General features: G+C 65.6%; 29 protein-coding genes, 1 tRNA gene and 1 pseudogene. 7 read left to right on the plus strand and 24 right to left on the minus strand.

Translation table 11 applies throughout. The features are described 5' to 3' along the window. From Q7T26_10700 to Q7T26_10740, 9 genes are all read right to left on the minus strand, one after another. Positions 1 to 387 (minus strand): NADH-quinone oxidoreductase subunit L (locus Q7T26_10700; GenBank protein MDO8532611.1); only part of this gene is annotated, 387 nt, incomplete at its 3' end. Further along, positions 381 to 689, minus strand: a complete 309-nt coding sequence (gene nuoK, locus Q7T26_10705) for an NADH-quinone oxidoreductase subunit NuoK (GenBank protein MDO8532612.1) — start codon at positions 687 to 689, stop codon at positions 381 to 383. The genes Q7T26_10700 and nuoK, both read right to left, overlap by 7 nt. After that, entirely contained in the window at positions 686 to 1,183 is a 498-nt protein-coding gene (locus Q7T26_10710; GenBank protein ID MDO8532613.1) for an NADH-quinone oxidoreductase subunit J, read from the minus strand. Before Q7T26_10710 ends, nuoK begins: the two co-directional genes overlap by 4 nt. Beyond that, positions 1,180 to 1,770 carry a 4Fe-4S binding protein gene (locus Q7T26_10715; GenBank protein MDO8532614.1) on the minus strand — a complete coding sequence of 197 codons (591 nt, stop codon included), beginning with the start codon at positions 1,768 to 1,770 and terminating at the stop codon, positions 1,180 to 1,182. The genes Q7T26_10710 and Q7T26_10715 overlap by 4 nt, the downstream gene beginning before the upstream one ends. Then, positions 1,767 to 2,876: an NADH-quinone oxidoreductase subunit NuoH gene (gene nuoH, locus Q7T26_10720; protein MDO8532615.1), complete on the minus strand. Its 1,110-nt coding sequence runs from the start codon at positions 2,874 to 2,876 to the stop codon at positions 1,767 to 1,769. The genes Q7T26_10715 and nuoH overlap by 4 nt, the downstream gene beginning before the upstream one ends. Before the next feature lie 27 nt (positions 2,877 to 2,903). Next, entirely contained in the window at positions 2,904 to 4,034 is a 1,131-nt protein-coding gene (locus Q7T26_10725; GenBank protein ID MDO8532616.1) for an NADH-quinone oxidoreductase subunit D, read from the minus strand. Continuing rightward, the gene (locus Q7T26_10730) at positions 4,031 to 4,618 is read right to left on the minus strand and encodes an NADH-quinone oxidoreductase subunit C (GenBank protein MDO8532617.1); all 588 of its coding nucleotides are present in this window, start codon (positions 4,616 to 4,618) and stop codon (positions 4,031 to 4,033) included. The genes Q7T26_10725 and Q7T26_10730 overlap by 4 nt, the downstream gene beginning before the upstream one ends. Next, positions 4,615 to 5,076, minus strand: a complete 462-nt coding sequence (locus Q7T26_10735) for an NADH-quinone oxidoreductase subunit B family protein (protein MDO8532618.1) — start codon at positions 5,074 to 5,076, stop codon at positions 4,615 to 4,617. The genes Q7T26_10730 and Q7T26_10735 overlap by 4 nt, the downstream gene beginning before the upstream one ends. Before the next feature lie 104 nt (positions 5,077 to 5,180). Beyond that, the gene (locus tag Q7T26_10740; GenBank protein MDO8532619.1) at positions 5,181 to 5,549 is read right to left on the minus strand and encodes an NADH-quinone oxidoreductase subunit A; all 369 of its coding nucleotides are present in this window, start codon (positions 5,547 to 5,549) and stop codon (positions 5,181 to 5,183) included. A gap of 357 nt (positions 5,550 to 5,906) precedes the next feature. Between Q7T26_10740 and Q7T26_10745 the strand changes: the two genes are divergently transcribed. Beyond that, positions 5,907 to 6,614 (plus strand): RDD family protein, encoded by a 708-nt coding sequence (locus Q7T26_10745; GenBank protein MDO8532620.1) that lies wholly within the window; start codon positions 5,907 to 5,909, stop codon positions 6,612 to 6,614. A 71-nt stretch (positions 6,615 to 6,685) separates the two neighbouring features. Next, positions 6,686 to 7,453: an RDD family protein gene (locus Q7T26_10750; GenBank protein ID MDO8532621.1), complete on the plus strand. Its 768-nt coding sequence runs from the start codon at positions 6,686 to 6,688 to the stop codon at positions 7,451 to 7,453. Here the strand turns inward: Q7T26_10750 and trpB are convergent. From trpB to gatC, 9 genes are all read right to left on the minus strand, one after another. Next, a complete protein-coding gene (gene trpB, locus Q7T26_10755; GenBank protein MDO8532622.1) occupies positions 7,450 to 8,670 on the minus strand; it encodes a tryptophan synthase subunit beta in 1,221 nt (406 codons plus the stop codon). The genes Q7T26_10750 and trpB overlap by 4 nt on opposite strands. A gap of 54 nt (positions 8,671 to 8,724) precedes the next feature. Beyond that, positions 8,725 to 9,042 carry a type II toxin-antitoxin system PemK/MazF family toxin gene (locus Q7T26_10760; GenBank protein MDO8532623.1) on the minus strand — a complete coding sequence of 106 codons (318 nt, stop codon included), beginning with the start codon at positions 9,040 to 9,042 and terminating at the stop codon, positions 8,725 to 8,727. Further along, positions 9,039 to 9,299 carry a ribbon-helix-helix protein, CopG family gene (locus tag Q7T26_10765; GenBank protein ID MDO8532624.1) on the minus strand — a complete coding sequence of 87 codons (261 nt, stop codon included), beginning with the start codon at positions 9,297 to 9,299 and terminating at the stop codon, positions 9,039 to 9,041. The genes Q7T26_10760 and Q7T26_10765 overlap by 4 nt, the downstream gene beginning before the upstream one ends. 91 nt (positions 9,300 to 9,390) lie before the next feature. Beyond that, positions 9,391 to 10,047 (minus strand): phosphoribosylanthranilate isomerase, encoded by a 657-nt coding sequence (locus Q7T26_10770; GenBank protein ID MDO8532625.1) that lies wholly within the window; start codon positions 10,045 to 10,047, stop codon positions 9,391 to 9,393. A 4-nt stretch (positions 10,048 to 10,051) separates the two neighbouring features. Beyond that, a complete protein-coding gene (gene trpC, locus Q7T26_10775; GenBank protein ID MDO8532626.1) occupies positions 10,052 to 10,876 on the minus strand; it encodes an indole-3-glycerol phosphate synthase TrpC in 825 nt (274 codons plus the stop codon). A gap of 132 nt (positions 10,877 to 11,008) precedes the next feature. Further along, a complete protein-coding gene (gene trpD, locus Q7T26_10780; protein MDO8532627.1) occupies positions 11,009 to 12,022 on the minus strand; it encodes an anthranilate phosphoribosyltransferase in 1,014 nt (337 codons plus the stop codon). Positions 12,023 to 12,679: 657 nt separating this feature from the next. Further along, positions 12,680 to 14,143: an Asp-tRNA(Asn)/Glu-tRNA(Gln) amidotransferase subunit GatA gene (gene gatA / locus Q7T26_10785; protein ID MDO8532628.1), complete on the minus strand. Its 1,464-nt coding sequence runs from the start codon at positions 14,141 to 14,143 to the stop codon at positions 12,680 to 12,682. Positions 14,144 to 14,146: 3 nt separating this feature from the next. After that, on the minus strand, positions 14,147 to 14,539 hold the full coding sequence (locus tag Q7T26_10790) for a VOC family protein (GenBank protein ID MDO8532629.1): 393 nt from the start codon (positions 14,537 to 14,539) through the stop codon (positions 14,147 to 14,149). A gap of 63 nt (positions 14,540 to 14,602) precedes the next feature. After that, complete coding sequence (gene gatC / locus Q7T26_10795) at positions 14,603 to 14,893, minus strand: Asp-tRNA(Asn)/Glu-tRNA(Gln) amidotransferase subunit GatC (GenBank protein ID MDO8532630.1); 291 nt, start codon at positions 14,891 to 14,893, stop codon at positions 14,603 to 14,605. Positions 14,894 to 15,223: 330 nt separating this feature from the next. Here gatC and Q7T26_10800 point away from each other — a divergent pair, with 330 nt between their 5' ends. Both Q7T26_10800 and Q7T26_10805 read left to right on the plus strand, forming a co-directional pair. After that, the gene (locus Q7T26_10800; GenBank protein ID MDO8532631.1) at positions 15,224 to 16,435 is read left to right on the plus strand and encodes a CoA transferase; all 1,212 of its coding nucleotides are present in this window, start codon (positions 15,224 to 15,226) and stop codon (positions 16,433 to 16,435) included. Between the two features lie 63 nt (positions 16,436 to 16,498). Then, positions 16,499 to 17,713: a CoA transferase gene (locus tag Q7T26_10805; GenBank protein MDO8532632.1), complete on the plus strand. Its 1,215-nt coding sequence runs from the start codon at positions 16,499 to 16,501 to the stop codon at positions 17,711 to 17,713. Positions 17,714 to 18,246: 533 nt separating this feature from the next. Here Q7T26_10805 and Q7T26_10810 read toward each other — a convergent pair. Then, entirely contained in the window at positions 18,247 to 18,537 is a 291-nt protein-coding gene (locus tag Q7T26_10810; protein ID MDO8532633.1) for a hypothetical protein, read from the minus strand. A gap of 401 nt (positions 18,538 to 18,938) precedes the next feature. On the opposite strand from Q7T26_10810, the gene Q7T26_10815 reads away from it, so the two are divergent. Further along, positions 18,939 to 19,013, plus strand: a tRNA-Gly gene (locus Q7T26_10815). Positions 19,014 to 19,172: 159 nt separating this feature from the next. Here Q7T26_10815 and Q7T26_10820 read toward each other — a convergent pair. The 3 genes from Q7T26_10820 to Q7T26_10830 all read right to left on the minus strand — a co-directional run bounded on the left by Q7T26_10820 (position 19,173) and on the right by Q7T26_10830 (position 21,645). After that, on the minus strand, positions 19,173 to 19,856 hold the full coding sequence (locus Q7T26_10820) for a VTT domain-containing protein (GenBank protein ID MDO8532634.1): 684 nt from the start codon (positions 19,854 to 19,856) through the stop codon (positions 19,173 to 19,175). A 116-nt stretch (positions 19,857 to 19,972) separates the two neighbouring features. Further along, the gene (locus Q7T26_10825; GenBank protein MDO8532635.1) at positions 19,973 to 20,914 is read right to left on the minus strand and encodes a glycosyltransferase family A protein; all 942 of its coding nucleotides are present in this window, start codon (positions 20,912 to 20,914) and stop codon (positions 19,973 to 19,975) included. 35 nt (positions 20,915 to 20,949) lie between these two features. Next, complete coding sequence (locus tag Q7T26_10830; protein MDO8532636.1) at positions 20,950 to 21,645, minus strand: DUF502 domain-containing protein; 696 nt, start codon at positions 21,643 to 21,645, stop codon at positions 20,950 to 20,952. A gap of 81 nt (positions 21,646 to 21,726) precedes the next feature. Between Q7T26_10830 and Q7T26_10835 the strand changes: the two genes are divergently transcribed. Continuing rightward, complete coding sequence (locus tag Q7T26_10835; GenBank protein MDO8532637.1) at positions 21,727 to 22,248, plus strand: adenine phosphoribosyltransferase; 522 nt, start codon at positions 21,727 to 21,729, stop codon at positions 22,246 to 22,248. A gap of 164 nt (positions 22,249 to 22,412) precedes the next feature. Then, the gene (locus tag Q7T26_10840; GenBank protein MDO8532638.1) at positions 22,413 to 22,868 is read left to right on the plus strand and encodes a hypothetical protein; all 456 of its coding nucleotides are present in this window, start codon (positions 22,413 to 22,415) and stop codon (positions 22,866 to 22,868) included. Here the strand turns inward: Q7T26_10840 and rpoD are convergent. Next, positions 22,849 to 23,760: an RNA polymerase sigma factor RpoD gene (gene rpoD / locus Q7T26_10845; GenBank protein MDO8532639.1), complete on the minus strand. Its 912-nt coding sequence runs from the start codon at positions 23,758 to 23,760 to the stop codon at positions 22,849 to 22,851. The genes Q7T26_10840 and rpoD overlap by 20 nt on opposite strands. A 222-nt stretch (positions 23,761 to 23,982) precedes the next feature. Continuing rightward, positions 23,983 to 24,117, minus strand: a pseudogene (locus tag Q7T26_10850) (sigma-70 factor domain-containing protein). Positions 24,118 to 24,522: the final 405 nt, after the last annotated feature.

The raw sequence follows: 24,522 nt of genomic DNA on the forward strand, positions 1-24,522 counted from the left end.
CTGCACGGCGAAGTACCACCCGAAGCGCGGGTCGCCCTTCATGTACCCCAGCGAGTACACCTGGACCGCCAGCGCCACCGTGGTCACCACGCCCAGCATGATGATGGACAGCGGGTCAATGACGAACCCCAGGCTCACGTCCTTCCCGCCCACGGCGAACCAGGGCATGGAGAAGGCGCCCGCCTGGCCCGTGCGCAGGTAGTCGGCGGCCACCGGGAAGAACAGGACGAATCCGCCCGCTATGGCGAGAATCGCCAGCCAGGCGCCGCGACCGGGCAGGTAGCGATTGAAGAACGCCAGCACGACGAATGCCGCGAGGCAGAGCGCGGGCGCCAGCCATGCCCAGGACATGCCCAGAGGCGCTGACAACGACTCGGCGTTTACCATTTCATCAGGTCCACTTCGTCAACGTTGACCGTGCCGCGGTTCCGGTACAGGCGCAGGATGATGGCCAGCGCCAGCCCCGCCTCGGCGGCGGCCACCGTGATGACGAAGATTGCGATGATCTGGCCCACGGTCTGAGCGGGCGTCAGGTACGCCGTGAAGGCGATGAGGTTGACGTTGACAGCGTTCAGCATCAGCTCGATGGACATGAGCACCAGCACCGCATTCCGCCGCGCCAGCACCCCGTACAGCCCGATGCTGAACATGGCCGCGCTGACGGCCAGGACGGCCTCTAACGGGATCATTCTTCCTTCTCTCCCGGTCGCGCGATGATGATCGCGCCCATCAGGGCGATGAGCAACACCAGCGACGCGATCTCAAAGGGGAGGGCCCACTGCGTGAACAGGCTCTCCCCCAGGACGGCAAGCTCCGGCGCGGGCCCGGGCGCTTTCGTCACCCACCGGGCACCCAGCAGAATCGCGGCGAAGGCGGCGAAGACCAGAGCGGCGGCCAGTAACGCCAGCGGCCACTGGGGGTTGTCCAGCTTCTGCGGCGCATCAGGGCGACGCGTGAGCATGACGGCAAAGAACAGGACGATGATGACAGCGCCCCCGTACACAAGCACCTGGACGATAGCCAAGAACGGGGCGTAGAGGACCACGAACAGTCCCGCGGCGGCCAGGAGGGCCACCAGCAGGGCGACGGCGCTGTAAATGACGCTGCGCGCCGCCACGACTCCCACAGCCGCGGCCAGCATGACGGCGCTGATTCCGTAGAAAAGCAGTTGAAGCGGGGTCACTTGCTCTGCGCTTCTCCCTTCGCTTCTGGCTTTGCTTCCGTGGCGGCGTTGGCCGGGGCCGCCCCTGCTCCCACAGCCTGCGGCGGCTTGTAGCCGGGCCGCTCCCAGGGCGGAGAGCCCGTGCTCGGCTCTATCCCCCTGGCGCGCATCCGTGTGACGTACTCGGTGCCCCACTTGTGGAGCGTAGCAATGTCTATCATCAGTCCGCCGCGCGTCGCCGTGCCGCGCTCGTGCTGGTCCGTCATAACAATGGCGTCGAAGTTGCACACCTCCACGCATAGCCCGCAGACGATGCAGTTGGCGATGTCCAGCTTGTAGTGGTCCACAATCTTGCGCCGGGGACTCTTTCCCTCCTTGAAGAGGGGGTTGTCCTTCATGCCGACCGTGATGCACTCGGTGGGGCATATGCGGGCGCACGCCAGGCAGCCCGTGCACGCCGACTCATTGACCTTGTCGTCCCAGATCAGGCCGGGAAAGCCCATGTACCGCGGCTGGAGCAGCAGGTGCTGCCGCGGGTACTGCGTCGTCACCGGACGGCGCAGGGTCGTCTTCAGGGTCGTGAGGAGCGCCTTCAGCGTGCCGATCACCGCACGAACTCCTCGCGCGGCACCAGGCGGATGCGGCTCTGGGCCGCCGCCGCGCGCCGACGCCGCGCCAGGCTGTAGAGCGCGCCCGCCACCAGCGCCAACGAGAGCGCCAGCATGACCACGTCCGGCCAGCCCATGTACCGGTAGAAGGCCGTCAGGAACAGGTTCGCGAAGCCCAGCGGCAGCATCACCTTCCACGCCAGGCTCAAGAGCTGGTCCACGCGCAAACGCGGCATGGCGGAGCGCACCCAGAAAATCAGCATGATGACCAGATAGCACTTGATGAGGAACCAGAGCAGGTTGCCCACCGGCCCCAGCAGAGCGGGAAGCACCGGCCCCTCCCAACCGCCGAGGTACAGGAGGGTCGCCAGGGCCGCCAGCGCGAAGGTGTTGGCGTACTCAGCCAGGAAGAACATGGCCCAGTGCATGCCGCTGTACTCGACCATCGGTCCGCCCATCAACTCCGACTCCGCCGACGGGATATCGAAGGGCGTGCGCCCCAGCTCCGCCAGGCCCGCCATCACGAACAGCAGGAACCCGACGGGCTGCACGACGATGTACGGCGTCACGTTCTGCTTCTGCACGATCTCCCGCAGGTCCAGCGACCCGGCGATCATCACCACCGCCAGGATGGCGAAGACCACCGGCAGCTCGTAGCTGATGAGCTGTGCAGCGGCGCGGGCCGCGCCAAGCAACGCGTACTTGTTGCCGGAGCTCAGTCCCGCCATGACCATCCCGGCTGTGGACAACCCGGACACCGCCACGATAAAGAAGATGCCCAGGTCGAGATTGCGCACCACCAGGTCGCGGGTAAAGGGGATGGTGACCCAGATAACGAAGGCCGGGACGAACACCACCAGGGGCGCCATCCAGAACAGCACCCTGTCCGCCTTCGCGGGCATCAGGTCTTCTTTCACCAGGAGCTTGAGCGCGTCCGCGATGGGCTGGAGCAGACCCCACGGGCCGGTCAGCATGGGCCCGACGCGCTGCTGGATGCGCGCCAGCACCTTGCGCTCCAGATAGGTGAGCGCGAGCACCGTGACGGTCAGGAACAGCAGCATCGCCACCAGGCGAAGCACAATGTCCGGCAGGGTGTCCAGAGTCATGCGTCCTGTCCTATTCCGCTTTCACGGCTACCGGTCCACATCGCCCAGCACGATGTCAATGGACGCCAGGATGACGACGGCGTCGGCTATGTACGCGTTGCGCATCATAATCGGAAGGCCCATCAAGTTGACGAACGACGGCCCCCGTATTTTCAGTCGGTAGGGCCTGTCTTTGCCGTCGCTGATCAGGTACACGCCGAACTCGCCGCGCGGGTTCTCCGTGCATACGAACGCTTCCCCCTTGGGAGGGCGCAGCCCCTTGGGCATATTGGCCGCCATGCACGGCCCGGCAGGCAGTCCCTTCATCGCCTGCTTGAGGATGCGCAGCGACTGGCGCATCTCCTCCATTCGCACCAGGTAGCGGTCGAGACAGTCGCCGCGCGCGCCGACAGGCACGTCGAAGTCGAGCTTGTCGTAGATGGAGTATGGCTCCGACCGGCGGACATCGTAGGGCACACCGCACGCCCGCAGGTTGGGACCGCTCAGCCCCAGGTCAACGGCGTCGGCGGCGCTGATGGCTCCGATGCCCTGCGTCCGCTGCAGGAAAATCTCGTTGGACGTCAGCAGGTCATCGCACTCCTGGACGCCGCGCTCCAGCACGGGCATGAGGTCGCCCATCAGGGCGTCGAAGTTGGCGGGCAGGTCGTTCTTGACGCCGCCCACGCGCATGAAGTTGTGCATCATGCGCGCGCCGGACACCGCCTCGAAGACGGCCTGGATGCGCTCCCGCTCGCGGAAGCCGTACATGAACGTGGTGCCGAAGATGCCGACATCCGCTCCGAACGCCGCGTAGTACATCAGGTGGCTGGCGATGCGGTTGAGCTCCAGCAGGATGACGCGAATGGACTCGGCGCGCTCCGGCGGCTTCACCCCCATCAGCTTCTCGATGGCCATGACGAAGGTGTGCTCATTGTTGAAGTTGGCCAGGTAGTCAAGCCGGTCGAACAGGGTGATGACCTGCCGGTACATCTCCCCCTCGGCCAACTTCTCCGTGCCCCGGTGCAGGTAGCCGATGACCGACTCCATGTCGGTGACGCGCTCCCCGTCCACGTGCAGCACCATGCGGAACACCCCGTGGGTGCTCGGGTGCTGCGGCCCCATGTTGACCATCATCTCGATGGTCTGGGGCGTGGGCTGAGGGCGCGCGTCCGTCGTCACGGGGCGCCTTCGCCTTTCTCCGGCGGCGCCTTCTCCGCCGAGAGCCGTATCTGTGGCTTGTGCAGCTTCTCCGCGGCCTCCGCCTCCTTGCCCGGCTTCACGCCCTGGGCGAAGCTCTTGCGCAGCGGATATCCCTCGAACCCCTCGTAGAGGAGCAGCGGCTTCAGCGCCGGATGCCCCTCGAACACGATCCCGAGAAGCTCAGCGGCCTCCCGTTCGTGCCAGTCGGCGCCGCGCCAGACCGAGATGACGGACGCGACGCGCGGGTTGTCGTTCGGCAGGTTGACCTTGACGACGAGCTTCTGGCGGCGCGCCATGCACCACAGGTGATAGACCACCTGCAGGTTCGCGACCCAGTCCACGCCGGAGATGCACCGCAGGTAGTCGAAGGCCAGATGGGGGTGCTCCTTCAGCGTGCGGCAGACGGAGAGGAGATGCTCCGGAGGAACGGTGACGACCAGCTCGTCCAGGCTATACTCCGCCGTGTAGGACACGCCCGCCAGCGCCTCCTTGAGCGCTGCCTCCAGCTCGGGATAGCTGGCGGTGACGGCTGGCGTCGGGGGCTGCGCGCCGTGGGTTGTCACGCCTGCTCCCGCGCCAGAGAGATATCCCGCCCCTGCTCTTTCATGATCTTTCCCTGGAGCTTGATCAGCCCGTCCATCAGGGCCTCGGGCCGCGGCGGACACCCCGGAATGTAGATATCCACGGGTATGATGTGGTCAACGCCCATGACCACGGAGTACGAGCGAATGTACGGGCCGCCGCACGTGGCGCAGCTCCCCATCGCAATGACCCACTTGGGCGCGGGCATCTGCTCGTACAGCAGCCTGATGGGGTCCGCCATCTTTTTGACGACAGTCCCCGCCACGATCATCACGTCCGATTGCCGGGGCGAGGGCCACGTCACCACGCCGAACCTGTCGAGGTCATGGTGCGCCATGTAGGTGCTGATCATCTCGATGGCGCAACACGCCAGGCCGAACTGCATCGGCCACAGGGAGGACTTGCGGGCCAGGGCGAAGATATGCTCCACCTTGCCCATCACAACACCCGGCAACACCCGTTCAAACGGCGCCTGGCCCTCCCATAGGCGCCGCGTCACGACTACGATATCCTTCTCCCCACTCCCCCCCTGCTCCTGCCCGGTCACCGCCACTGGAATACCCCCTTCTTCCATCCGTACATCAGGCCAAAGCAGAGAACGCCAATGAAGAAAATCATCGCCCAGAAAACGGAGGGGGCGCTGCGCGCGAAGACGACAGCCCACGGAAAGACGAAGGCGGCCTCCACATCGAAGACCAGAAAAAGGATAGCGTAGAGGTAGTAGCGGATGCGCACCTGCTGCCAGTGCTGGCCGGTCTGAGGAATGCCGCACTCGTAGGGGCTGAGCTTCATGGGGGTCGCCTTGCGCGGCGCCAGCAGCCAGCCGATAGTGAAGGAGACGACCACCATGCCTGTCCCCAGGATGGTGGCAACGAGGACGGCGACGTAGTCCGAAGCGTAGTCGACCGGCATACTCGCTGGTTCTTGAAATATCGCACCCCGTCCTGAAGGACGAGGAGAACGCTCAAATCTGGGCTGCCTACCACTATAGCAGGGCGGCGGAAGGCAGTCAACGTATGTACGGCGTCTCTGAGCGCTGGGGAGCAAAGAGTGCCTGCGTCTTTGGTTACGAATTTCACAATACAGGTTTTACGGCCCGCGCGAACGGTTTGCGCCTTATTTCGACGCGATATGGGCAGGCGCGTCGTCTGTTTCGCCTGCCGCGCATAGGGCTCGATGCCAAAGCATTGTTATGGCAAGTGCTTTCTTCAAGAGGGTCGCATCGTTTCATGGTAAGATGGGTGCCAAGACTCCGACGGGAGACCGGCTATGCAAATGTCCTCTGGCGCGTCCGCGCCCATATGGAAGCGGCTCGCCGCAACTCTGCTGATAGACGTACCCATCGTCCTGGCGGTGAATCTTCTCGTGCTGCTCGCCATCCCGCGGCTCCTGGATTCCCTGGGCGGCCGGCGGCTTGTGGTGCTGCCAGGCATCTTCCTGGAGTCGGTCCTGGGTCCGCTGATGGGCGGCGGCGCAGACCAGATGACGAACGGCGTCAGCGCCACGGCATTTGCGCTGGGACTGCTGGTATGGCTCCTGGTGCCGTTCCTGCTGATATCTCTGCTCTACTTCACCATCGGCTACCGGCTGCGGCAGACGCTGGGCAAGCGCCTCATGGGGATAGCCGTCTCGGGCAGCCCGAGCGGTGAAAAGCCGGGCTGGTGGCGGGCCTTCCTGCGCGCCGCGTCCCTGCTTCCGTCCTGGCTCGCCTTCTACGCCCTGCTGCTGGCCCTGCTCCCCCTGGTCGCCGCCCTGGCGGCGGGCAACGACGAGGTCAGGACCGCTGCTACCTTTGGCGTCTTCCTCCTGGTGATAGCCCTGCCCTCCCTCGCCAACCTGTTCTGGGTGCGGCTCTCCCCCGACCGTCGCGGCTGGCACGACCGGCTGGCCGGCACAACGGTAGTGGACTTGACCGCAAAGGCGGCGGAGCAGGAGACGGCGGCCAGCGAAACACCGGCCCCGCCGGCCTCGACCTAGCGGTCCAGGCCTTCCCCTCCAACGCGGCGGCGAACGATAGCGCAAAGCTGCACTCTAGTAGGAAGATGGTCATGCAAACACGGCCAGCAGCCATCGCTCCCCTGTGGAAGCGCCTCGTCGCTACTGTACTCATTGATGTGCCGCTGGTGCTCATAGCCTACGTCATGGAGTATATGACCACAGCCGGATACATGCTCGACACGTGGACAAGGCAGGTCGTGGTACCAACAGGCCAGTTCCTGGAGTGGGCGCTGAGACCATTAGTTGGAGAGGACTACTGGCCAATTTGGAGGCACGGAGTCAGCCCGACGGCGTACGGGCTTGGCTGGCTCTTTTGGCTCGTGATGCCGTCATTGTTGCTTTGGCTTCTTTACTTCACCGTCGGCTACCGGCTGCGGCAGACGCTCGGCAAGCGGCTCATGGGCATTGCCGTTGTACGGCGCGGGAGTGACCAGCGACCGGGCTGGCGTCAAGCTTTCGTCCGCGCGGTGGCTCTCCTGCCTTCCTGGTTTGGCTTCTACATCATCCTCACGGCCCTCATGGCGGCGGCCGGGTTGGCGGCGTTGGGATCTCATGAACCCCGTACGGAAACGCCAGCCGACAAGCGGATCGCGGAACTGCTCCTGGTCGCGGCGGTCTTCGGAGCGTTCTTCTTGATTGTCTCCCTGCCGTCGCTAGCCATCCTATTCCTCGCAACCCGCTCCCCTGACCGTCGCGGCTGGCACGACCGGCTGGCGGGCACAACGGTAGTGGAATCTTCGCCGCGACGACAGGAGCAGGCCCCACCTGAAGAGGGCCCGACCGAAGACGCGGGGACAGGCACGCAGGCGAAGAGCTAGCGCGGCGACTCCATCTTCCCATCCAAGGCTGCGGCGACGGTGGGGATATCCTTGTCGCCGCGCCCGCTCAGGCCGACGAGGACAAGGGCGTCCTTCGGCAGCCCCGCGGCAAGCTTGAGGGTGTACGCGACGGCGTGGGATGACTCAAGCGCGGGGATAATCCCCTCCGTCCGGCACAGCGTCTGGAACGCGTCAAGCGCCTCCTGGTCCGTGGCGGTCACATACTGCGCCCGTCCCGTCTCCTTGAGATGCGCGTGCTCCGGGCCGACGCCCGGGTAGTCCAGGCCCGCCGAGATGCTGTGCGTTTCCAGAATCTGGCCCGCGTCGTCCTGCATGACGAACGAGTAGGAGCCGTGCAGCACGCCGGGCCTGCCCGCGACGAGGCTCGCCGCGTGACGCCCGGTGGCCATCCCCTCGCCCGCCGCCTCCACGCCCACGAGCCTGACTTGCGCATCATTCACCAGCGGGTAGAACAGGCCGATGGAGTTGCTGCCACCGCCCACGCACGCGACGGCATAGTCCGGCAGGCGGCCCTCCGCCTTCAATATCTGCCGCCGGGCCTCCTTGCCGATGACCAACTGGAAGTCGCGCACCATCATCGGGTACGGGTGAGGCCCCACGGCGCTGCCCAGAATGTAGAATGTGGTGCGGACGTTGGTCACCCAGTCCCGCATCGCCTCGTTGATGGCGTCCTTGAGAGTGCGGCTTCCGCTTCCGACCGGCCTGACCTCCGCGCCCAGGAGCTTCATGCGGAAGACGTTCAGGCTCTGCCGCCTGATGTCCTCCTCGCCCATGTAGACGACGCAATCCATCCCCAGCAACGCGCACACCGTCGCCGTGGCGACGCCGTGCTGTCCGGCGCCCGTCTCCGCGATGACGCGGCGCTTGCCCATGTGCCGCGCCAGCAGCCCCTGGCCGAGGGCGTTGTTGATCTTGTGCGCCCCCGTGTGGGCCAGGTCCTCCCGCTTCAAGTAGATGCGAGCGCCGCCTGCTTTCTCGCTCAGGTTGTGAGCAAGGTAGAGCGGCGTGGGCCGTCCCGCGTACTCGCGGAGCAGACGCGCCAGCTCGTGCTGGAACGCGCGGTCGCGGCGGACGTGCCGGTACGCCTCGGTCAACTCGCCGATGGCCACCATGAGCGTCTCCGGCACGAAGCGTCCGCCGAAGGGGCCGTAGTGGCCCGTCGCGTCGGGGAAACGGTACTTACGCGGCGCTGTCACGAAAAGTCAAAGACCTCCACAGAGTCATTTCAGGTAGCCACACCGGACTGCCCATCATTCCTCCAACCCCAGCGCGAAGTGAATTGCGGCGTCCACAATCTGGAGCTTATCCGGGCTCAGAGTGGTGATGCGCTCCTTGAGACTGGCCTTGGGAACAGTTGCGATAACGTCGAGATTCGCTACACAACGACGGGCCATGCCGTCGTCCGGCCCGAGAGGCACTTCGGCGGGAATACGGCGGCTACGTGTCGTTACGGGCGCGACAGTTATCAAAGCCCTGACCGCGTACGCCTCATCGCGCGAGAGCAAGAGAACAGGTCGCCTTCCCACGGGCGGCGCGAGATCGGCCCACCATATCTCTCCCCGCTTCACTCCCAGGGTTCCTCCGCCAGTACGGCGCTGCCCAGCTTGTAGGCGACCGCCACCTCCGCGGCGCTCTCTGGCGACTTTCGGTAGCCGCGGACGTAGCGTCGCACGGCTTTCTTCTCGCGTTGCTGACGTAGCATCATGTCAACAGCGCGTCGGAAGAACTCGCTACGGGTCTCCTTGCGGATGTGGCGTTCCCTCTCGACTGCGTCGAGCACTTCGGCGGGGATGCTGATGGTCACTTTCGCTACTTTGGCGCTCATGCACGTCTCCCTTATACTGGTCATACCAAAGCATGACCAGCATAGCCTCGCGTGTCAATTCCGTGAGAATGCGTGCCTTGTGTCCACTCCACTACGCTGAAGTCGCAGTCTGGTCCGCCGCCCGCGCCGCCCGCACGAACGCCCGTATCCTGGCCGCGTCCTTCACGCCGCCCGTCTCGACGCCGCTGGACACGTCCACGCCCCAGGGCCGCACGCGCCGCACGGCATCCGCCACGTTCTCCGGCGTCAACCCGCCCGCCAGCAGAAAGCGATAGCGCCCGGAGAGGTCGCCGACCAGTCCCCAGTCGAAGGCGCGTCCGCTCCCACCGTACGCCTCCCCAGCCCGCGCGTCCAGCATGGGCAGCAGTCCCGCCTCCTGCACGCTCCGCAGAGCCGCCTCCAGAGCGGTCGCATCCGTGTCCGGCCGGACGTGCACAGCCTTGATGACGGGCCGCTTGATTCGCCGGGCGTCCTCAAGGCTCTCGTCGCCGCTGAGCTGCACATAGTCCAGCCCGCACAGGGCGGCCACGCGCTCCACTTCGTCCACGGGTGCGTTCACGAAGACGCCGACGACGGACGGAGGGCGACTGGCCCGCCGACGCAACTCATGGACGAGAATGCGCGCCGCGTCCGGCTCCACCCTGCGAGTGCCGGGCGCGAACACGATGCCGATGTAGTCGGCGCCGGCCTCGGCGGCCACCAGAGCGTGCTCCACCTGCCGGATGCCGCATATCTTGACCGCAATCACGACGTCACCCTTCCCGCGTGGGAAGGGCGGGCGCGCCCATCAGCTCCCCGACCCTGGCGGCGATGTCCGGCGCGACCATGAACGCCTCGCCGATGAGCACCGCGTCCACGCCCCACGCGCGCACGCGCTCCAGGTCGTCGCGGGTGCGCAGGCCGCTTTCGCTGACGACGACGCGGTCGTCCGGAATGGCGGGCCGCAGGCGCCGGGTTGTCTGCACGTCCGTCTTGAACGTCTTGAGGTTGCGGTTGTTGATGCCGATGACCCTGGCCCCCGCGTTCACCGCCCGCCGGACCTCCGGCAGCGTGTGCACCTCCACCAGCGGCTCCATGCCCAGGCTGCGGGCCAGCATGAGCAGCCCGCTGAGCTGCCCGTGGTCGAGAATGCCCACGATGAGCAGCAGGGCGTCCGCTCCGGCGGCGCGGGCCTCATAGACCTGATAGGGATGGAGGATGAAGTCCTTCCGCAGCACCGGCGGGCCGTCCGGACCGACCGCCTCGGCCACCGCCGAGAGGTGCTCCAGCGCGCCCTGAAAGTGCGGGGCCTCCGTGAGCACGGAAATGGCCGCGACGCCGCAGCGTACGTACGTCTTCGCGATGGCGACGGGGTCGAAGTCGGCGCGCAGCAGGCCCCTGGACGGCGAGGCGCGCTTGACCTCGGCGATGAGCCGCAGCCCGTCGCCCTTCAGGGCCGCCGCGAAGTCCTTGGCGGGACGCCGCTCGCCGATGCGCCGCTGCATCTCGTCAAGGGGCACAGTCTTCTGCCGCTCGACGACCTCAGCCGCCTTGGCGTCCAGTATGCTTTTGAGTATTTCAGCGGGGGACTTGGGCATAACGACTACACTTCCGATTACCGCTCTGCTACCGTCATTCCGAGCGTCAGCGAGGAATCTCCTGGGGCGTTCCTTGGGGAGATTCCTCAGTCGCCCTTCCGCAAAAGGGACTCCCTCGGAATGACACGGGCCTTACGCGGCGGCCTGGCTTACCCGCACCAGCGCCTCCAGCTTCTGCGCGGCTTGCCCGCTGTCGAGGGACTCCTCAGCCTGGCGCGCGCCCTCCGCCAGGTTGCGCGCGTGGCCGCTCACGAAGAGCGCGGCGGCGGCGTTCATCACGACCACGTCGCGGCGGGGGCCCGGCTTGCCGCGCAGCACGTCGCGCACCATCTGCGCGTTCTCCTGGACGGTCCCGCCCTTGATGTCGGCCAGCGCCGATTTCGCCAGTCCGAAGTCGCTTGGGCTGATCTTGAACTCGCGCGACTGGCCGTCCTTCGTCTCCCAGACCTGCGTCTCGCCGGCGGGCGAAATCTCGTCCAGCCCGCCCGCGCCGTGGACGACGAACACGTGCCGCGCGCCCAAACGCTGGAGGGCCTGCGCCAGCTTCGGGCCGAACGCGGGCGAGGCGACGCCGATGACCTGCGCCTGCGCGCCCGCGGGGTTAGTGAGCGGCCCCAGGATGTTGAACACGGTGCGGATGCCTATCTCGCGGCGGACCGGCGCGACGAACTTCATCGCGGGGTGAAAGACTTGGGCGAACATGAAGCCGACGCCCGCCTCAGCCAGACACCGCGCGACGCCCTCCGGCCCTAGGTCAATCTTGACGCCCAGCGCCTCCAGGACGTCCGCGCTGCCGCAGTGGCTGCTCATGGCGCGATTGCCGTGCTTGGCGACTTTCACGCCCGCGCCCGCGACGACGAACGCGGCTGTGGTCGAGATGTTGAACGTGCCCTGCGAGTCGCCGCCGGTGCCGCACGTGTCCACGACCGGCCCCGTCACCGCGACGCGCGCCGCCTTCTCGCGCATGATCCGCGCGAGTCCGGCGATCTCGTCCACGGTCTCGCCCTTGGCGCGCAGGGCCACGAGGAAGGCGGCCATCTGGGCGGGGGTGGCCTCTCCGCCCATGATCTCGCGCATGACCTGGGCCGCCTCCTCCATCGGGAGGTCGCGGCCCTCCACCAGTCTGGCGATTGCTTCTTTAATCATCCATCGTACCTCTTGGAAGACAGATACCTCATCCCCTGCCCCCTTCTTTTTCGAGGGGGTTGCTCCATACGTGCCGTTTGTTCCAAAAGGGCATCGGCTATTCCAAAAGTCACCGTTGATTTTTGCGCTTTTGGGCAGGGTCGCAGCCGTGATGTATCACTCTATTCTGCGTGCTCCTCTCGTAGTCGATGAACTTCGACCCCGGCTCAGCCATAGGTGGCTGGTGATCCAAGTTCCAAAGGTCGCCAGTGCGTGTGCCTTCACCGCACACAGGACATAACCCCTTCTGTTGATCAAGTAGCCACTTCCGATACTCCTCCCGCAAAGGGCGCAAGATATTCCCGCCAATCGCCAGCCCCCGACTGGCATACACAGGCAAGCGAACCTCGCATGAACCATCTGTTGTTCGGGTGACGGCGCTAGTCGGAACCCGCAAGATCCATTCATTCCGTTCTTTGTCGAATATAGGCTTGTATTTCGACGTAAACGACCCACTTTTTACCATTCGCGTCCTCCAAAGACGTTCCCTAACTCGCTTTTGGAGAGTGCAGCGAACCGCCGGTTCCCTACCGGGGTCTCAGGGGTGTCCCCTGAATCTTTTTCTTCCCCTCTTCCGGCTGGGAGAGGGGAACGAGGGGGTGAGGGCGCATCTCCATGCTACACCGGCGGGCGCAGCTTGTGCCAGCCGACCGCCTGCTCGTAGGCGTAGGCGGCGCGCAAAAGCGCCTCCTCGCCGAAGGCGGGCGCCATGAGCTGCATCCCCACGGGCATGCCGTAGGAGAACCCCGCGGGCAGGGACACGGCGGGAATCCCCGCGATGTTCACCGGAATGGTGCAGATGTCCGACATGTACATCTTGAGCGGGTCGGCGGTCTTTTCGCCGAGCTTGAACGGCGCGGAGGGCGAGGTAGGCGAGACCAGAAGGTCGAACTGCTTGAACGCGGCCTCGAACTCGCGGCGGATGAGGGTGCGCACCTTCTGGGCCTTCAGGTAGTAGGCGTCGTAGTAGCCCGAGGAGAGGGCGTACGTTCCCAGCATGATGCGGCGCTTCACCTCTGGCCCGAAGCCGTGCTCTCGCGTCCGCTCCATGCCCTCCCACATGTTCTCCGCCGACTTGTCGGAATACCCGTACTTGACGCCGTCGTAGCGGGCCAGGTTCGCCGAGCACTCGGACGGCGCGATGATGTAGTAGGTCGGCAGGGCGTACTTCGTGGAGGGCAGCGAGCACTCGCCGACAGTCGCGCCAAGCTCGCGCAGCTTGACGATGGCCCGTTGCAGCACCTCGGCCACGTCGCTCTCGACGCCGCCGCCGAAGTACTCCTTCGGCACGCCGATGCGCAGCCCCTTCACGTCGGGCCGCAGCGCCTTCGTGTAGTCGGGCACGGCGCGCGGATAGGACGTGGAGTCGCGCGGGTCGTGCCCCGCGATGGCGTTGAGCACGAGGGCGCAGTCGGTGACGTCCTTCGTCAGCGGGCCGATCTGGTCGAGCGAGCTGGCGAAGGCCACCAGCCCGTAGCGGCTCACCCGGCCATAGGTGGGCTTCATCCCGACGACGCCGCAGAAGCTGGCGGGCTGCCGGATGCTGCCGCCCGTGTCGGAGCCGAGCGAGTAGAACGCCTCGCCCGCCGCGACCGCCGCCGCGGGGCCGCCGCTGGAGCCGCCGGGGACGCGCTCCAGGTCCCACGGGTTGCGCGTGGGGAAGAACGCCGAATTCTCCGTGGACGAGCCCATTGCGAACTCGTCCATGTTGCCCTTGCCCAGCATCACGGCGCCCGCCTGGAAGAGGCGCTGCGTTACGTGGGCGTCGTACGGGGGCACGAAGCTTTCCAGCATGCGCGACGAGCAGGTGGTCTTCACGCCGCTGGTGCAGATGTTGTCCTTGATCTGCATGGGCACGCCGAGCAGGGGGCTGGTGTCGTTCGCCTTCAGGCGCTCGTCCGCCTTGCGCGCCTGCTCCAGCGCGAACTCATCCGTGACCGTGACGTAGGCGCGCACCTTCGCCTCGACGGCGTGGACGCGCTCTAGCACGGCCTTGGTCAGATCGACGGAGGAGACCTCCCGCTTGCGCAGGAGGTCGCGCGCCTCGTGAAGCGTCAGCTCATGGAGCTTGGGAGAAGCCATCGGCTACGCCTTGCTCTCCACAAGCTGGAACAGCACGCCGTGCGCCGACTTGGGGTGGATGAAGACTCTGCGGCCATGCTCGGCGGAGGGCGCCTCCGCGATGCGCGCGCCCCGCTTCCTGAGCGCCTCAGCCGCCTTGTCCACGTTGTCCACCTCCAGCGCCACCAGGTAGAGGCCCTCGCCGCGCTCCTCGATGAACCTGGCGACCGGCCCGTTCGGGTCCACCGGCTGCGACAGCACGATGCGGGTGTTTCCCGTAGTGAACGTCGTCTCCTTCAGGCCCTCCGTGAGCTTGCCCACGTCCGTGGCCTTAAGGCCGAACTTCTCCCCGTAGAGGGCGGCGGACTGCTCCAGGTTCTTGACGGCGATGACGATGTGGTCAATGCGCTTGTACACGGTCGTTCTCCTCGCTGGGATGTTACGTACAGGAAGCCGCCACTCCGCAAGGCGCGAGCGGCGTTACTCCTCCAGGATAGCCCGGACGCGGAAGCAGCCCATCTCCTCCTGCGGCGCGTTGGCGAGCACGTCCTCGCGCGACAGGGACTCGGTCACGGTATCGTCGCGCAGCACGTTCTGGAGCGCCAGCGCGTGCGCGGTCGGCGGCACGCTGGCGGTGTCCACCTCCTTCAGCACCTCGAAGGCCTCAAGGATGGCGGAAAGCTGCTCCTGAAAACGGGCGATGTCCTTCTCGGTCACGCCCACCCGGCAGAGCTGGGATATGTGCTGGACTTCCTCACGGGTCAGCTTCAATGGTCGTCTCCGTCGCTCGCGTGTTCGCCGGACAGCCAACGGGTATTATAGCAGAGCGGATTCAGACGGAACAATGCCGACTACGAGCGCTGACCGTTCGCGTTCAACAGGATGACACTCGGTATGTTGTCATTTTGAGCGAAGCGAAGAATCTCCTGCGACGGAACCGTTCAGGGAGATTCCTCGGTCGTCCTTCTGTGGAAGGACTCTCTCGGAATGACACGGAAGGGACGCCATTCTATCCCCCATCCGCCTGCGTGTTGACAGCCCCGCGCACGGCTGCTAGGCTGGGGCCGCTGTTCACAGATACCGCACGGGAGGCTTCCTCGCATGACCGCCAGCGCCCTCTCCGGCATCCGCGTTCTGGAACTCGGCGACTTCGTATCCGCGCCGTACTGCGCCAGGATGCTCGCCGACATGGGCGCGGACGTCATCAAGGTCGAGCGCCCGCCTCTCGGCGACTCGTCGCGCCGCTACGGCCCATTCCTCGACGACATGCCCCACCCGGAGCGCAGCGGCCTCTTCCTGTACATGAACGTCAACAAGCGCGGCGTCACCCTGGACATAGAGAAGCCCACGGGGCGCGCGATTCTGCACAAGCTCCTCGCCCAGATGGATGTCTTTGTCATGGGCCTTGCGCCCCGCGAAATGGACGCGCTCGGACTCGCGCCCGCGACGCTGCACGCCGCGTACCCGCGGCTCATCATCACCAGCCTGACGCCCTACGGCCTGACCGGCCCCTACCGCGACCGCCGCGCCAACGACCTGACCTGCTCCGCCGCGAGCGGCGCGACCTTCCTGACAGGCCGGCCCGAGCGGGAGCCGCTGACCCAGCCCTGCTTTCAGGCCGACCACCAGTGCGGCGTCAGCGGCACGGCCGCCACCATCGCGGCGCTGCTCATGCGCGAGGCCACCGGCGAGGGGCAGGTCGCGGACATCTCGGAGACGGATACGATGGCGAGCATCTACGTGGGCAGCAACGTGACGTCGTCCGTCAAGGAGGGCAAAGACCGCCAGCGGACGGGCATCCGCTATCCGGGTCACTATCCGGACGGCCTCTTCCGGGTCAAGGACGGACACATCTGCCTCAACTGCCCGCAGATCGTCCAGTGGGTGCGGTTCCTGGAGGCGATGGGCGCGCCGGAATGGACGAAGGACCCGCGTTACCGCAACCGAAAAGCAATGGCCCAGGAGTACCCGGACGAGGTTGACCGCCGCATGACCGACATGCTGAAGGACAGGACAAGGGCCGAGTTGTACGCCCTGGGCCAGGAGCGCCGCGTGCCCATAGCGATGGTGCAGACAGCCGAAGACCTGTACCGCGATCCGCACCTCCGCGCGCGGGATTACTTCGTCCGCCTGACGCACGCCGAGGTTGGCGAGCGCGAGTACCCGGGCGCGCCGTACAAGTTCTCACGCACGCCCTGGCAGGCGCGACGGCCAGCGCCGTTGCTCGGTGAGCATAACGACGAGGTCTATTGCGGCATGCTGGGCCATTCGCGCGACGACCTCGTCACGCTGCGACGGGCTGGCGTGGTGTAACCCGTCCCTACCCAGTCCGTCCTCCCCTCGTCCAGCGAGAGGAGGACACAGGAGTGAATAGAGTTGCTCCCTCTAGAAGGCTATCGCGTCATTGAGTTCGGCTGGGCGGTCGCCGGAGGCACGCCCGGCCTGCTGCTGGCCGACCTCGGCGCGGAGGTCATCAAGGTCGAGTCGCGGGAGCGGCTGGACGGGCTGCGGCTCGGCGTCGGAGGCCGCAAGGACATCCCCGACCCGGAGGAGCGTAGCCTCCATTTCCACTGGGTCAACCGGAACAAGCTCGGCGTCACCGTCAACCTGAAGCACTCGCGCGGCGCGGAGATGGTGCTCCGGCTCGCCGCGCAGAGCGACGCCCTCGTGGAAAACTATTCGGCGGGAACGCTCGAAAGCCTCGGCATCGGCTACGCCGCGCTGCGCGCCGCGCGCCCCGACATCGTCGTCGTCTCGCTCACCGGCGCGGGCCAGACCGGGCCGCAGCGCGACCTCCTGGCCTACGCCAACATCATGAGCAGCCTGGCGGGGCTTGAGGCCCTCACGGGCTATCCCGACGAGGGCGCGCCCGTCCTCTCGTACCCGGCGTACTCGGACATGAGCACCGCCACGCACGCCGCGCTCGCCACGCTCTTCGCGCTGTTCCACCGTCGCCGCACCGGCGAGGGGCAGCACGTTGACGTCTCCGGCTGGGAGAGCACCACCAGCCTGCTGGGCCCCGCACTCATGGACTACGCGCTGAACAAACGGGTGCAGGGACTCCAGGGCAACCGTCACCAGAGCGTCGCGCCGCACGGCGTCTATCCCTGCAAGGGGGTAAACCGCTGGATAGCGCTGGCCGTTGAGGACGACGCCGCGTGGGAGGGGCTGCGTCGCGCGATGGGCAGCCCGGACTGGGCGTCCGACCCGGCGCTCGCCGACGGCTATGGCCGCGTGCAGCGCCGCGACGACCTGGACAGGCGCGTCGCCGCGTGGACCCGCGAGCGCACCGTCGAGGAGCTTGTACCCCTGCTGGAGCGGGCGGGCGTGACCGTCGCGCCGGCGGCGACGCCCACGGAGCTGGCCCGCGACCCGCACTTCCGCCAGCGCGGCGTCTTCATGGAGATCACACACCCGCGCACGGGCGAGGAGGTCACGTCGGTCGCGCCGTGGCGGGTCGGCCCGGAGCCGCTGCGCGTCCGCCGTCCCACGCCGCTGGTGGGGGAGCACACGCGCTACGTCTTCCGCGAGGTGCTGGGCCTGGCCGACGCGGAGGCGGCCGCGCTGGAGAGGGACAAGGCGCTGTACTAGGCGGCAAACTCCAGAGATTTAGGTTTCCTGGTTTCATCCCCCTCGATGACTCAGCGCATGGTATGCCAGATGACGCCAAATCTCGACAATAAGTCGAGCTAAATACTTCCTCTTTTGACCAGAAACGCGACCGATGGTTGCCTGTACGCGACCTCCACTGGCGACTGGCTCGTACTGTGTAAACTCTCGGACAAGCTCTTCGTACAGTCGTCTGGTCTCTTTGTCTGGCATGTCGTCGGGGAGAATGGGATGGAACGAAAGGTGCGCTGCAATCAATCTCTCGCGAAGCGTCTTCCCAGAGGTAGCCATCACTTCCACCGCATTGGTGAACCTCTCAAGTGTGGATAGGTCGACTGTTAGATATTTGATTTTGCCCTTGTGCATGTGTCCTGTCTCGCTCCTTTCAGGCGCGCTATCAAATTCAAGCCTCCTAAGTATCCCGCTTTCTTCAATGCGTCAATCACTCCAGATAATCTTCCTGTCATAGTTACATCCCCTGTCGTCGCTCATCTTAGTGACGGGCATTCCCGTAGCTAGAACGGAACTTTACCCCACCAAAGGTCTTTGGCAAGCAGGGCTGGAGTCAATATGCAAAGAACGAAAGTTAGGGCAAACAGGGCTCTTGTGAGAGATTCCAGCGTTCTGCTAGACTCGTTTAGTCGTCGGGATACGAATAGCAACCAAGCAGTGATGACAATATCAGAGGAGATTGAAAAGTTACGGATTTGCTCATCGTCCTCTTCTTCTAACTGTTTCAAAAACTCCTTGAATGCGAGCCTTTCTTCTTTAGAGACAGTATCTCTGGCCTTTTTCCCTTTTTGCATTATGCACCTCCTGCTAGCCCGTTCCCCTTACTCCTGTGTACAACAGCGAATTGTCTAGCCCCACGAGCGCCAGTGTAGCACCTTGTCTAACTAATCACCCTCCCCGTTTTATTTGCTTGTTTTCGCCGAAAGCAAGCAAAGCCGACGCACAGCTAACATTTGATTTCTGTCCGGCAAAATCGAATCGCACCAGTTACAAAATATTCAATTTCGCTTGAGTATGATTCTGTGGTACGAGGACTCAAGGTCCCGAGGCCGAAGGCGGACGGCGGTTCTTCTCGCGCCGAGAAACGCAAGCGAGGCGCTGCGAGCAACGTTAGAGGCCTGGGTGCTTGTCAGCCAGACCAATGAGCAGCTTGCCAGAGCCTCGGTCAGCGGCTATAATCGAGCCTGCGCCGCAGGCGGGTGTAACTCAGCGGTAGAGTGCCTGCTTCCCAAGCAGGGAGTCGTGGGTTCGAATCCCATCACCCGCTCCACCTGTTGGCCAGCCGCCGCCGCCCCGCCCTGCGGGGCCATGTGCCTCTGCGCCGGTCAGCCGCTCGTCATGGACTCCGCCTTGCGGAGCGCCAGACCGTCCCGCAGGCTTGTCGCGGGCTGCCAGCCCAGGCGCGAACAGCGGCTACTGACGCCCGAGACTATTGCGGATCAACGCGAGACGACCGCGGGGTCTCATTCGGGGACGTAGCGCTAACGCTGGCCTTCTTGTGGGCCAGATGCGCCCGCAGGACGAGCCAGCCGACAAGTATGCCGAGGCCAAAAAGGACAAAGGGGATGGCCCACAGCGCCGACTCTTCGCGGGCTACCGCCGCCAGGGTGGCGCCGAAGCCCAGGCGCAGCGCGTACCCCACCGTCAGGACAACGACGCCCCACAACGCCGCTGTCCCCACCACACACACCGCGAACGTGGCAAAGGGGATGCGAAACAGCCCCGACGCCGCATTCGTAACGAACAAGAGCCCGGGCGTCAGCCGGCCAACGATGACAGCCCTGGCGCCCCATCGCTGCATCCGCATCTCCAGGCCGTCCAGCCGTGAAAGGGTAAGCCCCACGTAGTGGCCGTGACGCCTGATGAACGGACGCCCGCCCAGTCGGACCGCCCAGTACGACACCGATGCGCCCAGCAGACTGCCCAGCAGCAGCATGCCGAAGACGAGAGGCACGCGCGACCCGTCGTAGCCCGCCACCAGCAGCAGGCCGTCCGTAGCCACGGGGATGGGCATGCCTATCTCACCAACGGCTATCAGCAGGAGAAGGGCAAAGGGGCCTTTGTCCAGGAGAAAGGCAACCGTGTCCGCGGCAACGCGCAGGAAGTCCGGCATAGAACTAGTACCTACTTGCGAAAAAGGGCGGTATCATCAACCGCTCATGGTTCGACAAGCTCAGGGTGAGCGGGGTTGGGTTCGGCTGTGTGTACGCTGATTTCTGCAACTAAGTACTATCCCTGCCGCTTGAGCGCCGGCGCAATAAGGGAACCGAGGCCGGACACCCGCGCCTGATACGTCTCCAGCATGCGGGCTACCGCCTCTCGGGTGACTACCTGCGTGGGAAACGAGGCCGGGGGCGCCGCCGGGGTCGGCGCGGCGGGCGGCGGAGCGCTGCTCGTGGCCCATAGAGACGCCGTCATGAGCGCGACCATCGCCACGGCCAGCCCGCTCAAGCGCAGCGCGTGGCTTCGGCCCGCTGCGGCGCTGTCCAGGCCGAGCTGATACGACAGGATGCGCCATACGTAGTCGGTGCAATAGACGCCGGTGGAGCGCCACAGGCTCCGCATGTACCCCCGCCCGGACGTGGTCACCCGCATCTCGGGCGCATAGACCACACGGCCAAGCCGACGCAGCCGGAGGCACAGGTCCACGTCCTCGCCGTAGCGGAGAGCCACGTTGAAGCCGCCCACCGCGCGGAACGCGTCCGCGCGCACGGCGTAGTTATTACCACAGAAGTTCCACGCGGAGGGCACGCACCAGGCGAGCACGGGGGAGAGCGCGTCGCCCAGGCGTGTGAGCGCACGGGCCAGGAAGGGGCCATCCCTGAGCAGGAAGTACCCCGCGGCGACGGTCGCGCCCGGGCGCTCGTGGAACCGCCGCGCAATTGCGGACAGCCAGTGCCGAGGCACCACCGTATCCGCGTCGGTGCCCGCCAGAATGTCGCCGAGCGCCGCCACGCAGCCGGCCTGCCGGGCGGACGCTATGCCCCGTCGAGGCTCGTGGACCACCCGAGCGCCCCATCGGCGGGCAACGGACGCGGTGCCGTCGGTGCTGGCGTTGTCGGCGACGATGATTTCATACGGGCCGGAATAGTCCTGGTCCCGGAGGGCGCGAAGGCAGCTCCCCAGGTCCGCCTCTTCGTTATAGGCCGGAATGACCACCGAAATAAACACAGGGCCTCCGGATTGCGCTTTTACACGTTCGTACTTTATACTACAGGATTGCCCGTTTGGCTAGATTGCTGGCCGTCCCTCGTATCACCACCCACCTTGTCATTCTGTGGCACAGCGCGCCGGATCTGTGTTGGCGCCAGGATGCCGCCGGAGAGGATCAGCTTGAAGCCTTCGTCCACCGACATGTCTGTCACTATCACCTCGCCCTCAGGGACAATCGCCAGAATGCCGCCGGTGGGCAGCGGAGTTGCGGGTATGAATACGGAGACCAGGACTTCGCCGGAAGGGCCCAGGAACTGCCCGGTGGCGAATCCCACGGCGTAGATACCCTTGCGCGGGTACTCCACCAGGACAACATGCTTGAACGCGGGGGCCTCCCTCCGCGCCACGGCGCTCAGCGCGCTTTTTGACGTCGCGTACAGGGTCCGCACCACGGGCATCCGGTCTATCACGCGCTCGGCGCCGCGCAGCAGACGCTGACCAAAGATATTCGTGGCGACCACTCCCGCCAGATACACAAGGATGGCGGTTGAAACCAGACCCACCCCCGGCACGGGGCGGCCCACCACGGCGGCAATGAGCGGTTGGAGCAGCCCGTCCAGGTTCACAAAGAGGAACTGCAGGACTAAGTACGTGATGACCACTGGGATCAGTACCAGAACACCCGCGATCAGCTTGGCGCGGATGCTGCCCACCACGTGCCCGGCCAGCCACCGCACGCGTATCTTCATAATGCACTAGCCTCCGCAACCACTCGTCGGTATAATGGGCGCTCCAGGGCCACCGTGGCATGCACAGGAGAAGGCGCCGCCATGAATCCACTTGACCTCAAGGCCAGAATTCGCGACATACCGGACTTCCCCACCAAGGGCATCCTCTTCAGAGACATAACGCCGTTGCTGCAGGACCATGCCGCGTTCAAGTACGTCATAGACACCCTGGCGGCCAGGCACCGCGGCCAGCGCATAGACTCTGTTGTGGCCATTGAAGCTCGGGGATACATTTTCGGCGCGCCCCTCGCGTACGCCCTCGGCATCGGGTTCGTCCCCGTCCGAAAGGTCGGCAAGCTGCCCTGGAAGACCCACCGCGTCGAGTACTCCCTGGAGTACGGCTCCAGCGTCATCGAGATGCACCAGGATGCAGTCCGCGCCGGCCAGCGCGTGCTCATTATTGACGACCTGCTGGCCACGGGAGGGACTCTGGCCGCCACGGCCAAGCTGGTCGAACGTTCCGGGGCGCGCGTCGCCGGTATCTCGGTCATCGTAGAGCTCGGCTTCTTGCCGGGCCGCGCCCAGTTGCAGGGCTACGATATCACGTCCCTGGTGGTGTACTAGCCACCGCTCGGCGACGCGATATTAGAACGAGCGACCGCGCCGATAATACCAGTGGCCTCCCGGATTGTCAACGTAGACAACCGCCCCGCGGACCGCGGAGATACACTAGGGCCAGCCCCCTTGCGGGACGTCGGCCAGTGAACACAGGGGAAGAGGCGCACAACGTGCAGCAACGCCCCTTTGAGCTTCCGGACTGGCTGAAGCGCACTCGGCCCATTGAGCAGGCGCGGCGGCCACGGCTGCTCACCGCCTTGGCCGTGTTCTGGATCGTGAGCGGGAGCGTGACGCTGACCGCGGGACTCACGGGGCTGATGGGAGCGCAGTCCTATTTTACCACCAGCGCCATCAAGAGCGTGCTATCGCTGATCGCGGGGGCGCTGTTCGTGGAGTTGGGCCTGGGAGCGTGGAACGGCTGGCCTTGGAGCCGATGGGCGACGGTGGCCATCCATGCGTTGAGCGTGCCCTATCTGCTGCTCCAGCCGTTCAGCCCGCTGGCGATGGTCAGCGTGGCGTGGGCGGCGCTGGTGGTGTGGTACATGACGCGTCCGCGGGTGGGCGCGTACTACCGCCCACAACGGCCGCCCGCCGACGGGGAGCGGCTTACTCCAAGAAGTCCTTGAGCTTCTTGGAGCGGCTGGGGTGACGGAGCTTGCGCAGCGCCTTCGCCTCAATCTGCCGGATGCGTTCCCGCGTGACCCCGAAATCGCGGCCCACCTCTTCGAGCGTGCGGCTCCGCCCGTCCTCCAGGCCGAAGCGCAGCTCCAGCACGCGGCGCTCACGGTCGTTCAGCGTCTTGAGCACCTCCCGGACCTGCTCCCGCAGGAGCTGGTGGCTGGCCGCGTCCGCGGGCGCCAGCGCGCCCCGGTCCTCAATGAAGTCGCCCAGGTGGCTATCTTCCTCTTCTCCGATGGGCGTCTCCAGGGAGACGGGCTCGCGTGATATTTTCACAATCTCGCGGACCTTCTCGGAGGTGGTCTCCATGCCCTTGCTGATCTCCTCGCTGGTCGGCTCGCGGCCCAGCTCCTGGACGAGCCGGCGGCTCACCCGCAGGAGCTTGTTGATGGTCTCCACCATGTGCACCGGGATGCGAATAGTCCGGGCCTGATCGGCAATGGCACGCGTGATGGCCTGGCGTATCCACCACGTGGCGTAGGTGCTGAACTTGTACCCCTTGCGGTAGTCGAATTTCTCCACCGCGCGGATGAGGCCGATGTTCCCTTCCTGGATAAGGTCCAGCAGGGACATGCCCCGCCCGATGTACTTCTTGGCGACACTCACCACCAGGCGCAGGTTGGCCTCCGTGAGATGCCGCTGGGCCGCCTCGCCGTCCTCCACCAGGTGTTTCAGGTAGCGGTCAAGCTGCTTCTCCAGGGGACGCAGCTCGTCCATGAACTTGGGGTCGGCGACAATCTCAGCGATATCCGCGAGCGTGGTGTCTCCCCCCACGGCGTTCACGACCTCGGGCGAAAGCAGACGCGTATCAAGGGCTAGCGCGGTGATGAGACGCTCCATGTCCTCCGGGCTTTTGCCCAGAGCCTCCCCCGCGATACGCTTCGTCTCCAGGTCAATGACCCCGTCAATGGCGGCGCGCACTTTGGCGCCGGAGACGAGGTCCTTGAGCAGGACCCTCCGGCCCAGCGCGAGATGCTTGCGCACAACGTCCACCAGGGGCGCGGCGGCGCAGAGATTCCGAAGGAACAGCGCCGCGATCTCCGGACTGGTGGGGAAGTCGCCGCTCTGCTCCTGGAGCATGCGCTGCGCCTGCTCCACGTACCGGCCGCTCTCCATGCGCCGGGCAAGCGCCCGCTCGTCCGCCGCCTTCAGCAGAGGGACCCGGCCGATCTCCCGGAGGTACATCCTGACCGGGTCCTCGGTCATATCCGCTTCTTCGAACTCGCCGGCCTCCCACTCCAGGGCCGCTTCCGGCTCGGCCCCGGTCCCTGGCGCGGCCTCCGCCCCCAGCTCCGCAACCTCCGGCTTGGCCTCGTCCTCCTCCTCCGCGTTTTCCGCGCCGTTCTCCGGCCAGGTCTCGCCCCGTTTCCCTAACAGAGTGGTGGAATGGACGGATTCGTCCATTGTGGCCTGGTCCACGGAGGCTAGCCGCGTGGCCAGCTCTCCCACGGGCAACTCGACATCGTTCTCTTCGCGCTCCCCCCGAGTCAGAATGTCCATCACAACAGGCTTCTTCATGGGGCCGTGACGCTGGCTCTTGGGGGCTGGCTTAGCCGGTGGCGGAGGAGCAGACGTGCCGTGCACCGCCGTGCGCGCGCGCTG

This window comes from Dehalococcoidia bacterium (assembly GCA_030648205.1).
In the GTDB taxonomy this organism is placed as follows: Bacteria; Chloroflexota; Dehalococcoidia; order JAUSIH01; family JAUSIH01; genus JAUSIH01.

Excerpts from the sequence above, each read along its gene's own strand:
- Q7T26_10765 (MDO8532624.1), bottom strand. The coding sequence starts at position 9,299 with ATGAGCGCCAAAGTAGCGAAAGTGACCATCAGCATCCCCGCCGAAGTG.
- gatA (MDO8532628.1), bottom strand. The coding sequence starts at position 14,143 with ATGGCTTCTCCCAAGCTCCATGAGCTGACGCTTCACGAGGCGCGCGAC.
- Q7T26_10830 (MDO8532636.1), bottom strand. The coding sequence starts at position 21,645 with ATGAAGATACGCGTGCGGTGGCTGGCCGGGCACGTGGTGGGCAGCATC.
- Q7T26_10745 (MDO8532620.1), top strand. The coding sequence starts at position 5,907 with ATGCAAATGTCCTCTGGCGCGTCCGCGCCCATATGGAAGCGGCTCGCC.
- Q7T26_10735 (MDO8532618.1), bottom strand. The coding sequence starts at position 5,076 with ATGGGCAAGGTGGAGCATATCTTCGCCCTGGCCCGCAAGTCCTCCCTG.
- Q7T26_10820 (MDO8532634.1), bottom strand. The coding sequence starts at position 19,856 with ATGCCGGACTTCCTGCGCGTTGCCGCGGACACGGTTGCCTTTCTCCTG.
- Q7T26_10810 (MDO8532633.1), bottom strand. The coding sequence starts at position 18,537 with ATGCAAAAAGGGAAAAAGGCCAGAGATACTGTCTCTAAAGAAGAAAGG.
- Q7T26_10800 (MDO8532631.1), top strand. The coding sequence starts at position 15,224 with ATGACCGCCAGCGCCCTCTCCGGCATCCGCGTTCTGGAACTCGGCGAC.
- Q7T26_10835 (MDO8532637.1), top strand. The coding sequence starts at position 21,727 with ATGAATCCACTTGACCTCAAGGCCAGAATTCGCGACATACCGGACTTC.
- trpC (MDO8532626.1), bottom strand. The coding sequence starts at position 10,876 with ATGCCCAAGTCCCCCGCTGAAATACTCAAAAGCATACTGGACGCCAAG.
- rpoD (MDO8532639.1), bottom strand. The coding sequence starts at position 23,760 with ATGGAGCGTCTCATCACCGCGCTAGCCCTTGATACGCGTCTGCTTTCG.
- trpD (MDO8532627.1), bottom strand. The coding sequence starts at position 12,022 with ATGATTAAAGAAGCAATCGCCAGACTGGTGGAGGGCCGCGACCTCCCG.
- nuoK (MDO8532612.1), bottom strand. The coding sequence starts at position 689 with ATGATCCCGTTAGAGGCCGTCCTGGCCGTCAGCGCGGCCATGTTCAGC.
- Q7T26_10750 (MDO8532621.1), top strand. The coding sequence starts at position 6,686 with ATGCAAACACGGCCAGCAGCCATCGCTCCCCTGTGGAAGCGCCTCGTC.
- Q7T26_10740 (MDO8532619.1), bottom strand. The coding sequence starts at position 5,549 with ATGCCGGTCGACTACGCTTCGGACTACGTCGCCGTCCTCGTTGCCACC.
- nuoH (MDO8532615.1), bottom strand. The coding sequence starts at position 2,876 with ATGACTCTGGACACCCTGCCGGACATTGTGCTTCGCCTGGTGGCGATG.